Annotated in this window: 10 protein-coding genes; all 10 read right to left on the bottom strand. The window is 47.0% G+C overall.

Annotation, left to right across the window (positions count from 1 at the left end):
* Window positions 1–33: 33 nt before the first annotated feature.
* A complete protein-coding gene (polA, locus tag CEF13_RS08030; RefSeq protein WP_102710207.1) occupies window positions 34–2,712 on the bottom strand; it encodes a DNA polymerase I in 2,679 nt (892 codons plus the stop codon).
* Between the two features lie 104 nt (window positions 2,713–2,816).
* On the bottom strand, window positions 2,817–4,037 hold the full coding sequence (locus CEF13_RS08025; RefSeq protein ID WP_102710206.1) for an EAL domain-containing protein: 1,221 nt from the start codon (window positions 4,035–4,037) through the stop codon (window positions 2,817–2,819).
* Window positions 4,034–5,581, bottom strand: a complete 1,548-nt coding sequence (locus CEF13_RS08020) for a GGDEF domain-containing protein (protein WP_102710205.1) — start codon at window positions 5,579–5,581, stop codon at window positions 4,034–4,036. The genes CEF13_RS08025 and CEF13_RS08020 overlap by 4 nt, the downstream gene beginning before the upstream one ends.
* Before the next feature lie 192 nt (window positions 5,582–5,773).
* Window positions 5,774–6,433: a phosphate signaling complex protein PhoU gene (gene phoU, locus CEF13_RS08015; protein ID WP_102710204.1), complete on the bottom strand. Its 660-nt coding sequence runs from the start codon at window positions 6,431–6,433 to the stop codon at window positions 5,774–5,776.
* 133 nt (window positions 6,434–6,566) lie between these two features.
* Window positions 6,567–7,322 carry a phosphate ABC transporter ATP-binding protein PstB gene (gene pstB / locus CEF13_RS08010; RefSeq protein WP_102710203.1) on the bottom strand — a complete coding sequence of 252 codons (756 nt, stop codon included), beginning with the start codon at window positions 7,320–7,322 and terminating at the stop codon, window positions 6,567–6,569.
* A 24-nt stretch (window positions 7,323–7,346) separates the two neighbouring features.
* A complete protein-coding gene (gene pstA, locus CEF13_RS08005; RefSeq protein WP_102710202.1) occupies window positions 7,347–8,222 on the bottom strand; it encodes a phosphate ABC transporter permease PstA in 876 nt (291 codons plus the stop codon).
* Between the two features lies 1 nt (window position 8,223).
* On the bottom strand, window positions 8,224–9,087 hold the full coding sequence (gene pstC, locus CEF13_RS08000) for a phosphate ABC transporter permease subunit PstC (protein WP_243864533.1): 864 nt from the start codon (window positions 9,085–9,087) through the stop codon (window positions 8,224–8,226).
* Between the two features lie 193 nt (window positions 9,088–9,280).
* Complete coding sequence (locus CEF13_RS07995; protein ID WP_102710200.1) at window positions 9,281–10,267, bottom strand: PstS family phosphate ABC transporter substrate-binding protein; 987 nt, start codon at window positions 10,265–10,267, stop codon at window positions 9,281–9,283.
* Window positions 10,268–10,369: 102 nt separating this feature from the next.
* The gene (locus tag CEF13_RS07990) at window positions 10,370–11,524 is read right to left on the bottom strand and encodes a methyl-accepting chemotaxis protein (RefSeq protein ID WP_102710199.1); all 1,155 of its coding nucleotides are present in this window, start codon (window positions 11,522–11,524) and stop codon (window positions 10,370–10,372) included.
* Between the two features lie 235 nt (window positions 11,525–11,759).
* Complete coding sequence (locus tag CEF13_RS07985) at window positions 11,760–13,829, bottom strand: beta-galactosidase (protein ID WP_102710198.1); 2,070 nt, start codon at window positions 13,827–13,829, stop codon at window positions 11,760–11,762.
* Window positions 13,830–13,906 lie beyond the last annotated feature (77 nt).

The following is a 13,906-nucleotide window of genomic DNA, read 5'->3' as shown; positions in this document are numbered from 1 at the left end:
CAACTATTATACCCGAAACTGCCCGCCAGCGGGTTACTTTGCTTCATACCAATTGTCACCGTAGCTCATGTCTGCCTTAAGAGGCACGTCAAGCACCAGCGCTTTGGCCATCACTTCCGGTACGAGTGTTTTCATCAGCTCAAGCTCATCAGCTGGCACTTCAAACACGAGCTCATCGTGTACTTGAAGCAGCATACGACTTTTCAACTTGCGCTCTCTCAGCGTCTCGTCCATTTGAACCATCGCCAGCTTAATAATGTCGGCGGCTGTGCCCTGAATCGGCGTGTTCATCGCTGTCCGCTCCGCGAAGGAACGCAAATTGAAGTTGGAGGCATTGATATCATTCAAATAACGTCTCCGCTCCAGCAATGTTGTAACATAACCGTCACGACGAGCATCCTTGACGACGTCGTCCATGAATTTGCGAACCCCTTTGAATACCTCGAAATATTGCTCAATGAAATGTGACGCCTCTTTGCGCGTAATGCCTAGGTTTTGTGATAATCCGAAATCACTGATTCCATAAACGATACCAAAGTTGACGGCCTTTGCCGAACGGCGCATATTGGAATCGACTTGATCCGCAGCTACTCCGAAAACATCCATTGCTGTCTTCGTATGAATATCCATATCATTAATGAATGCTTCCTTTAAATTCTCATCACCCGATATATGCGCAAGAACACGAAGCTCAATTTGAGAATAATCGGCTGCAAGAATGAACCAGCCCGGCTCCGACGGCACGAAAGCTTTCCGAATTTGACGGCCTTCCTCCAGCCTAATCGGAATGTTCTGAAGGTTGGGGAACTGGCTGCTCAACCTTCCGGTAGCCGCAATCGTCTGGCGATAATACGTATGCACCTTGCCAGTTTCTTTGCGTACCTCCTTCAGCAACCCTTCCACATAAGTCGACTGCAGCTTCGCAAGCTGACGATAATTCAGAATGAGCGGGATAATTCCGTGATAGGGAGCCAACTCCTCCAATACCTCGGCATCCGTTGAATAGCCTGTTTTCGTCTTCTTCTTAGCGGGCAGCCCAAGCTTATCGAACAGAATCTCGCCAAGCTGCTTCGGTGATCCAATATTAAACTCTACTCCGGCATGCTTGTAAATTTCGCTAATAAGAACCGTAAGCTTACGTTCCAGATCTCGGCCAAGCTTGTCCAGCTCTTTCGTCTCCACCTTGATTCCTAAATGCTCCATACCGGCAAGAATTCGGGATAACGGCTGCTCAATTTCAAAATAAAGCTTGCTCATTCCTGTGCGGCTGAGTTCTTCCGTCAACAGAGGTACTAAACGACGTACCGATTCTGCCTTAAGCGCAAGATGACGATTGAGCGTTTCTGCATCAGGCACTTTAAATTTAGCACCCTTGCCATATACCGCTTCATCAGAAGGTACCGTAGGCAATCCTTGCTTTTCATTAATTCCGCTTAACGACTGGCTTGCTTCAGTCGGATCAAGCAAATAAGCGGCAAGCTGCACATCAAAGGCAGCTCCTTCAAAGCTAATTCCACTCCACTTGAGCGCGAGCTCCGTTTTGTGCAGATCAAAGCCGTATTTCGGCCTGTCCGCTTGCTCCAACCAGTTGCGAAGCTTCGCGGCGAAAGGCTGCTTAAGCACCGAGTACGGCATTGCGAATACAGCCTCTTCCGTTGCAATCGCGAGGCCGATCAGCACGGCTTGATGCGGATTCTCACCAATCGCTTCAATATACAAGCCGTTCTTATCCGTCTTACCAAGCAGTTGAATGAGTTTATCCAGCGACTCCGCGTCTTTATCTGATTCAATCACATGAATATTCAAATCAGCAGCAGCAGCTTCGGCTTCCTTATCCATATCGCCCGCTTCAGCACCGAGTTCTAGGCGATCAATTAATGATTTGAACTCCAGCTTACGGAACGCTTCCGCCAGCTTCGAGCCATCATAGCCCGCATATCGAAGGTCATCGATAGACTTCTCCATGGGTACTTCGCGGAAGATCGTCGCCAGCCGTTTGCTCATCGTGGCGTCATCCTTGTGGCTCTCTATGTTTTCCTTCAGCTTGCCCTTCAGCTTGTCCAAGTTTTCTAGCACGCTCTCTACCGAGCCGTGCTCATGAAGCAGCTTAAGCGCAGTTTTCTCTCCCACGCCCGGCACTCCCGGGATGTTATCGGAGGTATCGCCCATAAGCCCCTTAAGGTCGGTGATTTGCATCGGCACAAGGCCGTACTTTTCTTGAATCGTCTCTGGTGTATACAGATCGACATCACTGACGCCTTTACGAGTAACCGCTATAGTTACTTTTTCAGAGGCAAGCTGCAGCATATCCTTATCGCCTGTAACGACAAAAGCTTCGACTCCTTTCTCGTCAGCTGCTTTCGTTAGCGTACCAATAATATCGTCGGCCTCATAACCGGACAGTTCAAACTGCGAAATGCTAAAGGCTTGAAGCAGCTCTTTAAGCACTGGAAATTGTTCGGATAGCTCAGGCGGTGTCTTTTGTCTTCCGCCTTTATATTCCGCATAACCTTCGTGTCGGAACGTAACCTTGCCAGCGTCAAATGCAACAAGAACATGAGTCGGCTTTTCTTGCTCAAGCAGCTTAAGCAGCATCGTTGTAAAACCATAAATCGCATTCGTGTGATTGCCAGCCGAATTCGTGAGCGGCGGCAATGCAAAAAACGCACGATAGATGATACTGTTTCCGTCAATTAGCATCCATTTTTCCATAAGGACTCAACACCTTCTTTATGTAACATTCATACCTCTAAGTATACCACAAAAAGGGCTTTTCCTAAGCATTTCTGCCATAGGAGAGCCCTTTTTTGTATCGTTTACACCATCATGGTATGAAATAAAGCCGGCCGGCCTAATAAATAACCTTGGGCGTATTCGATCCCCAGCTCTCGCACCTTGGCAAGCTCCGCATCAAGCTCAATGCCCTCTGCGATAATAGAAATGTCCATTTTGGCAGCAAGCTGAATCAACGTGTACAAAATATGTTCCTTCATCTCATCTTGGTGGATGTTCTGAATAATCGACCGATCGACCTTCAAATAATCGGGGCGCAGCTCGGCGATCGATTGCAATGACGAATAACCTGCACCGACATCATCAATTGCGATCTGGTAACCTTGGCTTCGGTAATGCTCCAACGCCTTCTTCACGGAGCCAAAATCCGCAATGGAGCTGCGTTCCGTAATTTCAAATACGACTTGATCGGGCGACAGCCTGTGCTCCTCCAGCAGACTCAACGTTTGACCTGGTGAGAAGCAAGGATCTTCCATAATTTGCGCCATCACATTGATGAAAAGCTTTTGCCCCGGCATGAGCCTCAGGCAGCCATCTATCGCCTTCTCCCTAGCCAATTTATCCAAGCTATAGGTTAGACCTTCTTGTTCTGCACACTGAAACAATTCCATCGGTCCAGCAAACCAAGTTCGATCTTCTGTTCGTGTTAGCGCCTCGAAGCCAAAAACCTCATCTTCGCGCAGCAGCGATATGATTGGCTGATAGACAGGCTTAATGAGCTGCTCGCTAATGACTCGCTCAAGCGCTCGCCGCTTCAAGCTGCGATCCATCGAGCCGGCGGATTGGCCGTGCAAAATCGCCTTTTTCATCGCATCATACCATATGAGTCCATCCATTGGGGCTTTGTCACTTGGTACAACAGATACACCGACATGCAGCTTCCCGCCCACATATGATTGCTCCTCGTTGCCTAGCTCCTCTGCAAAACGTTTCTCCCACTCTGGGATATGCTTATGAGCAAACTCAAGCAGCCAGCCTTCCAGCAGCTGCTGATGCCCTGCCGCCAAGCGCATATGGATAAACAAATCCTCCTTCATCCAATACAGCCCTTCGTAATGCAAGAAGTTCCCAAATTCAGCTTCTGCCTCGAACTCAGCAAAAACTCGCCATTTTTCATGCTGCGAGGCAAAATGCTGTTTACGATCATCAGTCGGAAGCTGCCACGATAAATAAATTATGCCAAGATGACTCGAGTTCACGTTATCCGTATCATTAAGCCGCCATATGTCCCGAAGTTGTCTCAATTTCCGTTCCGTTCCTCTCCATGATGCATTCCTCTTATCTGATCCATTACGTAGACGCTGCCTTTAAGTGCTTTTGCTTGTTTCTTCAGCTTTGCCGCAATCCTCGGAATATCATCTGCTGCAAGCGCTACTTTGCCATCCCACAGCATCAATGACAAGGAGAGCGTTACACCCTCCTGCTCAATGAGATTACCCTCTCGATCCTCAACGGTTGTTACCTGGGCGCCTCCGTAAAATGCCTTTATCCCGTTATCAAAACGCTTAATCATGGCCTGACACAAATGCTCCGCCGCTTCCGCTCTCATCACCACAATGAAATCATCGCCGCCAATATGCCCGACAAAATCGTAGCCTTCGCCAAGCTGATCAAGCTCTCTTCGCAGCATATCTCCCAAATAGCGAATGAGATTATCTCCGAGCCCGAAACCAAAGGTATCGTTATACCATTTAAAATAGTCCAAGTCCGCATAAACGACAGCGAACGGCTCTGCTTGCCCGATCCGTCTAGACAGCTCAAGCTGAATCTCCTCATTGCCAGGCAGCCCCGTGAGCGGATTAGCTGTGCGAGCCGCCTCTGTACGAAGGGTCGTTATGCATTCCAGAATAGACCTTATTGTAGCCGCACCTGCCATCTGTCCGTCTCTGGTGATAAGAACTACATCGTATAGCTGCGAAAAATCTCTTGCCATAGCCAGCTGCGAAACATGCTCGACGGTTAGCTGCTCATCCACAATAAGCGGTTGATTGTTCATAATCCGCTCGATTGGCCTATTCCAATAAAGCGGCAGTCCGAACTGTCCTGCTAACATTTGATGAAGCTTCTCTTTCATTAATATACCTATCGGCCTGCCTTTATCGACGATTACAGCGCCCTGCGCCTTCGCGTTCGTGTCGAATAAATAAGCAACCTCAGATACCCTTGCCCTAGCAGGGAATATTGGAAAAGGTGCGGCAAGCGCTCCGATACGAACCGTTCGGGAGTGAAGCGCAAGCACATGCGCATGCGGAATTGACTGCATACACTCGCCAGCTCCGGTAAGATGCCCAAAACTCTCGATTGCCTGCATACTCTCCTTCATGGATTCATGGCGGTCCATGCCAAGCGTAACGTTATAGGCGCTTTGCTCCATCGCATCCAGCAGCATTCGGTAAACAACCGATTCGGAGGAGCGGCCAGTTGCTGGCGGATAAGCAACGGACAGACCTATGCTTACCTCCAGATCCGTGTCTGGATAATTCCCGTTCTGTACTTTTGTACTTGACTTCCTTAGACTGGCAATGAGTCGCTCCATCGCTTTCTCGATAACCCTAATGATTGGCTCTTCATTCTGCTGCCGATCAAAAAAATAGAAGTAATCCCATTCCAGTCGCTGACGCCAAAAGAGTCCTGATTCTGTGCTCTCCCATATCTGCAATGTCGATTCTGCTGCTGTGTTACCAACACGGAAGTGAACGTAAATGACACCTATTCCGCCTTCATGCCAGCGCTCTTTAATGCTGCGGAGCATGTCTCGATTGAATAAACCAACCTGAGCTCTATTCATGACAATCCCCTCAATCGACTATCGTCTATTTCAGTTCCCTATGTATTACTTTACCAGCCAATTGTGAATAGAGATGCATAAAAGGGTTAACGTTCGGTAAAATTCGACATTTTTCTTAGTTCTTTTTTCCTAAAAAAAAAAAAACCGTCCAGCAGTTTACTTGGGCGGCTTTAAGTATGTTTTTAAAGTAGGTTATACATTCAAATCGGGTCTGCTGCCTGTCACGAGGTAGACTACACTCTCACCGATATTCGTGGCGTGATCGCCAAATCTCTCCAAGTAACGGCCTACAAAGCTTAGCAGGGAGGATTGCGTAATATTCTGAGGATTTTCCATCATGATGGTATAAAGCTCACGCGTAATTTGACCATACAAAGCATCGACCTGATCATCGTCTTTTGCCATTTTGTAAGCCAAGTCCACATTTTCTTGTATGAAGGATTGGATGGACTCATACGTCATCAGCTGTGTGATCTCTGCCATGCGCGGCAAATCGATCAACGGCTTAATAAGCTTCTGGCCCTCTAACCGCAGCACAACATTTGCAATATCTACGGAGAGATCACCCATCCGCTCCAGATCGCTGGCGATTTTGAAAGCAGACAAAATGCGTCTCAAATCCTTGGCAACCGGCTGCTGTGTCGCAATAAGCTTCGAACCGATTTCCGTAACCTTTTCTTCCATTTGGTTAAGTGAGGGATCCTTCTTAATAACCTGCCTCGCGCGATCTGTATCTATCGTCTTCAATGCTTCCATCGATTCGACAAGGGCATTCTCTACAAATACACCCATTTCGATGATCAGGTTATGAAGATGCTCCAGTCCTTGGTCAAACTCTTTACGTGTGGTCATCACAACAGCATTCCTCCTAAAGGTTTGTGGAACAAACCTACTTCGAAAGCGTAGGCTTAGGTTTGTGGAACAAATCTACTTCGAAAGCATAAGCTTAAGGTTTGTGGAACAAACCTACTTCGAAAGCATAGAATCAGCCGAAGCGGCCGCTAATATAATCTTCCGTGCGTTGGTCCACTGGATTGGAGAACAGCTTCTCGGTATCCGAGAACTCTACAACTTCGCCATTAAGGAAAAACACGGTTTGGTTGGATACGCGAGCAGCTTGATGCATGTTGTGAGTAACCATAACGATCGTGTATTTATCCTTCAGCTCTTGAACAAGCTCTTCAATCTTCAGCGTGGAAATCGGATCAAGTGCCGAAGTTGCCTCATCCATTAGCAAAATATTCGGATTCACAGCTAGTGCGCGTGCAATGCACAGACGCTGCTGCTGTCCGCCGGACAGGCCAAATGCGGAGCGTTTCAAGTAATCCTTCACTTCATCCCATAATACAGCCGATTTCAAGCTCGTTTCGACAATTTCATCAAGCTCGCGCTTGTTTGTAATGCCATGCAAACGCGGCCCGTAAGCGACATTATCATAAATCGATTTAGGGAATGGATTCGGCTGCTGGAACACCATGCCTACCTTTTTGCGCAATGTCTCAACATCTACTTCATTGGAATAAATTTCTGTACCGCCAATTGCAATGCCGCCCTCGATACGAGTACCCGGAATCATATCATTCATACGGTTCAGCGTACGAAGCAGCGTGGACTTGCCGCAGCCGGAAGGCCCGATGAAAGCCGTGATCGCTTTCTCTGGTATCGTGAGCGTTACATCCTTCAAAGCGTGGAAAGCGCCGTAGAACAAATTCAATTTGTTAATATTAATAAGTGCTTCCATATCGTTCTCCTCCTAAAACTCTCTTTAAACGTTCTTCTGGTACTTGTTGCGAAGCAGAATAGCCGAGAAGTTCATAAGTAACAGCAATGCGAGTAAAACGATAATTCCGCTGGCCGCAAGCTCCTTGAACTCAAGCTGAGGCTTAGACAACCAGTTGTACACTTGAATCGGAATAACGGTGAATGAATCCTTAATACCGCTCGGCAGAAATGCAACATAGGTTAATGCTCCGATCATAACGAGCGGCGCAGTCTCCCCGATTGCCCGCGACATCGCTAGGATGACCCCGGTCAATACGCCCGGAAGAGCGGAGGGCATAACCGAACGGGCTACCGTTTGCCATTTGGTTGCACCAAGCGCGAACGAAGCATCGCGGCGTGATTTGGGAACCGCGCGTATTGCTTCCTGTGCCGAAACGATAATAATTGGCAGCACAAGCAGCGTCATCGTTAATGCGCCGGCAATTAGGCTGCGGTCTAACGAGAGAAGACGGACGAACAGGGTTAAGCCCAAAATACCGTATACGATAGACGGAACACCCGCCAAAGTACTGATGTTAAGCTGAATCATTCGGGTAATACGACTTTTCTTTGCATATTCCTCTAGGTAAATCGCTGCTCCGACACCGAAAATAAATGAAATAGGCGCCATAATAAGAAGCATATAAATCGAACCTACCAGCGCTGATTTCATACCTGAGCCGTCAGCCCTGCGGGATGGAAAGTTAGTGAACAAATCCGGCTTAAGACGGGCGACTCCGTCGATGAGAATATCTATGATCAGCGCGGAAAGCGCGAGAACTCCGACTGAAGTTGCTGCAACGAACAGGATATGCAGCATCCAGTCCATTTTCCTTCTGTTAGCAATTTGCTTTCGGTTTGCATCTTGAAATATGTTCATCTTAATACTCCTCTCTGAATCTTCTTGCAATATACTGGGCAAGAATATTAAGCAGGAACGTAATGACGAACAGCGTCATGCCGACCGCGAAGATCGATCCATACTCAATCGTTCCATGCGGTGTATCCCCTAAGCTTACTTGTACGATATAAGCGGTCATCGTCTGGATGCTTTCGAGCGGATTTGCGGTCAAATTAGGCGTAGAACCTGCTGCAACCGTAACGATCATCGTCTCACCAATCGCTCGGGAGAAGGCCAGTACAGCAGATGCCACGATTCCCGAGAAAGCGGCTGGCACTACGATTTTCAATGCGACTTCGAATTTTGTAGCACCAAGTGCATACGCGCCGTCGCGCAAGCTGCGCGGGACAGCTGACATGGCATCCTCACTCATCGAGCTAACCATTGGAATAATCATAATTCCTACTACGATACCGGCACTCAGAGCGTTAAATACGCCGGCACCGTTGAATATGCTTTGAATAATAGGCGTTACAACGCTTAGTGCAAAGTAACCGTACACGATTGTCGGAACTCCTGCGAGAACCTCCAAAATTGGTTTAATAATTTTGCGAACCCGTTTCGGCGCATATTCCGATAAGTAAATGGCGCTTGCCAACCCAAGAGGAATGGCAACCAAGCAGGCAATGAGAGTAATCATAAGCGTTCCTGACAAGAGCGGCAGAACGCCGAAGCTTTTGGGCGGGATTAACGGAGACCATTTCGTCCCAAATAAGAAATCAAAAATCGGTATTTTCTGAAAAAACTGATACGTTTCCGAGATGAGCGTGACGACAATTCCTATTGTTGTAAGAACAGATACGGAAGCACATAGAAACAATAGAATTGGCATAACCTTATTCATGATGCTTACACGTTTATTTTTGAAATCATATATTTCCTTGGTTACGGTCTGAGTCTTCTTGTTTACCGCTTGTATTCTTTGCGATGGCATTGCGGCGTCCTCCTTCTTGCCTTTACAAATCGTTTACATATATGCCGTGAAAAATGTGATGCCCCTCGAGACACCACATTTATTCATCCGGCTATATTGCTTCTTATTGGATTTTTGCCGCTTCTGCTGCGTATTGTTCATCTGGAAGAGCTACATAACCAACTTCATCAGCGAATTGTCCAATGTTGTTGATGTAATATTTCACAAACTCTTTTACTTCAGGACGCTCAAGCTCTTTGTTGTTTGCATAGATGAAGAGCGGACGGGACAATGGCGCATAACTGCCGTCTTTGATTGTTTCATAAGTTGGTTCAATTGCACCTTTTCCAGCATCAACTGGAACAACCTTCAACTTATCTTGATTTTCTTCGAAATAAGCAAAACCGAAGTAACCAATACCGTATTTGCTGCCTGCTACGCCTTGAACAAGTGAGTTGTCATCTTCGGAGAAGCTGATTGCTTTGTCATTGCGAATGCCTGCTTTATCAAGGATAGCTTCATTGAAATAATCATAAGTTCCGGAATCAGCGCCTGGCGAGAACATAACGATCGGTTCAGCAGGGAACGTATCACGAACGTCTTTCCACGTTTTAACTGTGCTGCCTGTTACAAAAATCTTGTTCAGTTCTTCTACTGTCAAGTGATCAATGAAATCATTGCTTTTGCTAACGACTACGGATAATCCGTCAAAAGCTACCGATAAATCGGTGTACTCGATGCCAGCAGCTTTGCAATCTGCTGCTTCTGAATCTTTAATCGGACGTGATGCATCCGCGATTGCGATCTCGCCTTTACAGAATTGCTTGAAGCCGCCACCTGTACCGGATACGCCAACAGGTACGCGCACATCCTTGTGCAATTTATTGAATTCTTCAGCTGCTGCTTCTGTTAGAGGGAATACGGTGCTTGAACCATCAATTTTTATTTCACCTGCTAGTTTAACTGTGTCATCCGTTGCTGCATTAGTAGGTGAATTGCTAGCAGAACCTTTAGTTCCGTTATTTGTACTATTTCCACAAGCTGCTGTAAACGCAAGCAGCACCACCATCGATAACATCAAGATCCCCTTAAAGCCTTTTTTCTTTAACAACTCTACCACTCCTCTTAGTATGTCTATAGGGCGTTGTTTCCCCGTGCCTCTTATACTACTAGCTGTTTGTAAATCTGGTATTCTGTTTTTGTAAACTCCATGTTAAAAATAAGATTGCTGCAATTTTTTCATTTCGCCAGAAACATGAACCGATTGCTGATGTGCTTGTTCAGTCAGTGAGCCGATCTGCTTCGCACTATTTCGGTTGTCCGCAGCGGCCCGGAACAGCCGGTTAAATGCCTCCACTGCATTATTTACAGACGCTTCACTAGCAGTCGTCTCAGCAAAGCCGGTTTGCGCCAGTAGAGCAGTCTGCGTGATTGCATCCACGATCATCTTCGTCAATGTTGTAATCTCATTCGCGAACTGCTTCGTCTGACCAGCCAGCTTCATCACTTCACCAGCCACTACAGCAAAGCCTCGACCATGCTCCCCTGCCCTGGCTGCTTCTATTGAAGCATTCAATGCGAGCATGTTGCTCTGCTCCGCGAGCTCTTTAATTAATAGCGATACTTTACTAATAGAGCCCGCTTCCGCTTGCAGCTCTTGCATCCGATTCTCCTGCAGCTTCGAGTTTGTAGCGATAGCCTCGAACGCTTTCGTAACTTTATCGAGCTCATTTTTTCCGGATAGCGTCAAATCCACCATCTCAACCGACAAGGACTCTCCCTGCGCTGTCGATTCGCGAACGCTGCTAACCGCATGCTCGATTTCATTCATTCGTTGATCGGCCGAGCGAATCATCATCATTTGGGCGTCTACGGCTTCCTGCTGCAGCAAGCGGGACAATTTGAGCAGGTCTGATACAGTCAAAATGCCCGCCAGCTTGTTATTTGAGGTCACGATGACGCAATCATAAAGCACGCTGTCATGGCGGCTTAATGCGCTGTCAATGAGCAGCTGTGGTGCATATTGATAATCTACCAGCAGCGGATTTCCATCCATCAACTTCGTAATTGGCTTATCATCATATAAATCGGCGCTAAAGCGATGTCCTAGTTTCAAGAAAAAACGATTTCGCATCATTAGGCCAATTGGAGCTCGGTTGTCATCGATTACGATGACGCACTCACACTCCGGATGCTTCTTAAAAATGGAAATCGTTTGTCGACATGTCTGCTCAGCCGTAATCGTCGGTACCTGACGCAAAAAATTGTTCAGCAGTACAGCTTTATTTGCCGCATTATTTGCCACTGAATCTGCTGAAGTATGATCAACTGTCGAACTGTTTTCTTTTTCTAGAACAGTCGCTATCATTTCTCCTCATCCTTCCTTCTATTTCCTCTTGCCATTACTATAGGTCTGAAGCATCAAGTGGAATACGCAGAAATGTTATCGCAATGTTAAATTCAACATTTTTTTTGAAGATTCGATACGATTAGCATTATTTCAAAAATCAAGATTGGGTTATCTGTCCTATAAACAAAACAAAAAAAGCTGTGCGCAGCATACATGTTCCCGTATGCTGCACACAGCTTTTTAATTGATAATCTTATTTCGATTCACGCTTTAGAATCCGGCAGCTATAAGGAGCCAATTCGATGCTTTGACCCGCATCATCACCTGTTAGCAAATCCAGATAGTTTCGCTCGTCGAGCTGAACAGCTTCTTTATTCGCGCTGAAGTTAGATAGGAATACATAATCGTTTGTGCCATCTGTACGCATTTGTGCAGTTACACTTTTCGGAAGCTCGGAATTAAGCACACGCTTAATACCTTCCTGCTCGACGATTCTTGCCAGCAAATCATTCGTAAACGCGGAATCATTGCGTGAGGCGATATAATAGGCCTTTCCAGCCCCTAATTGATTAACCGTTAATGCTGGACGCCCTGCATAGAAATCCTCTCCGTATACCGCTAGCGCCTCTGCGCCTTCAAGATGGATAAGATCGCATAACTCCCGTGCTGTATATTCACCGCTTAATCCAAGGGCATTTCCATCCTGAATGACAATGCGATTGGAATCATGATCATGAAGGGAATCGATTTCCTCTGACCATATGCCCAGCGTCTTACGAAGCGGTCCTGGGAAGCCGCTTAGGAAGCAAAGATCATTCTCGTCTACGATGCCTGTCCAATAGGTTGCAACGAATACACCGCCATTCTCAACGAAGCGCTCAATTCGCTCTCCAACACCAGCACGAACCATATAAAGCATTGGCGCAACAAGCAGCTTGTACGGATTGAATTCACATTCCGAGTCAATAATATCAACAGGAACGCCAAGATCCCAGAATGGGCGATAATGGCTCTTCGCCGTTTCTTCATAATGCAAGCCGCTGTTGCGAGGCCCTTGCGAGTCCTTCACCGCCCAGCGATTCTCCCAATCATAGATCAGAGCAACTTCCGGCTTAACAGTAGTACCCACAACCTCGGTCAGCTTCTCCAGCGTTGCGCCTAGCTCAGCAACATCACGGAAAACCCGGGTATGCTCATGACCGACATGATCAACAACAGCACCGTGCAGCTTCTCGCTTGAGCCTCTGCTTTTGCGCCATTGGAAGTATTGCACCGTATCAGAGCCATGCGCTACTGCTTGCAGTGAAGACAGCATATGCATGCCTGGACGCTTCATTTTACTGATGGGCTGCCAATTGGTCATACTTGGCGTGCTCTCCATGAGCATGAACGGCTTTCCGCCTTTGAGGGAGCGGAATACATCATGGTTAAAGCCGAACCACGCAGCTTGATCGCTGTCATCTGCACCATTATCATGCCACATTGGGTACGCATCCCATGAGATCATATCGAGCAAATCGGTAAATTTCCAATAATTCAACGGTTCGAAATCAAGCATAAAGTTCGTCGTAATCGGCAGCTCGCTGTTCGCAGAGCGAAGCGGCTCGATCTCATGGCGGCAGAAATCAACCGTTTGATCCGTCACGAATCGTCTCCAATCCAAATTTTGACCATGGACTGCTTTCTCGCCGCGGTCCGTTGGCGACTCGATCTGGCTCCAATCGGTATACGTATGGCTCCAGAATGCTGTCCACCATGCATCATTAAGCGCTTCAATTGTGCCGTATTTATTTTTCAGCCAACCGCGGAACGCCTCCTCGCAATACGAGCAATGACATTCGCCGCCGAATTCATTCGATATATGCCAGCCGATAACTGCCGGATGGTTGGAATAACGCTCCGCGAGCTTCGTGTTCATTATGTTGACCTTGTCCCGGTATACCGGGGAAGTAAAGCAGTGATTATGCCGGGCGCCATGCAAATTGCGAATGCCGTTCGGAGCTACGCGCAGCACCTCCGGATACTTCTGGGACATCCATATCGGACGCGCACCGCTTGGCGTAGCGAGCAAAGCATAAATGCCATTTGCAGCAAACCGTTCAAGCAGCTTATCCAGCCATTCAAACGTAAATACGCCTTCTTCCGGCTCAATGGCCATCCATGCAAATATGCCAACAGACATCACATTGCAATGAGCAAGCTTCATAAGCCGAATATCTTCTTCTAATACTTCCGGATATTTCAGCCATTGATCCGGATTATAGTCTGCACCGTGCAGCATTTGCGGTATTTTTCCACTAATTGGCGGGAATTTCAAGCTCATATCCATAACCTCCAGGTTCATCTTGATTATAGTCTTAGTTGGATATACTATAATGATATTCAAATTATAACTCGTAT

The organism is Paenibacillus castaneae, from assembly GCF_002884445.1.
Lineage (GTDB): Bacteria > Bacillota > Bacilli > Paenibacillales > Paenibacillaceae > Pristimantibacillus > Pristimantibacillus castaneae.
Note: the sequence above shows the minus strand (reverse complement) of the source record. Positions and strands in the feature narration are given on the sequence as shown.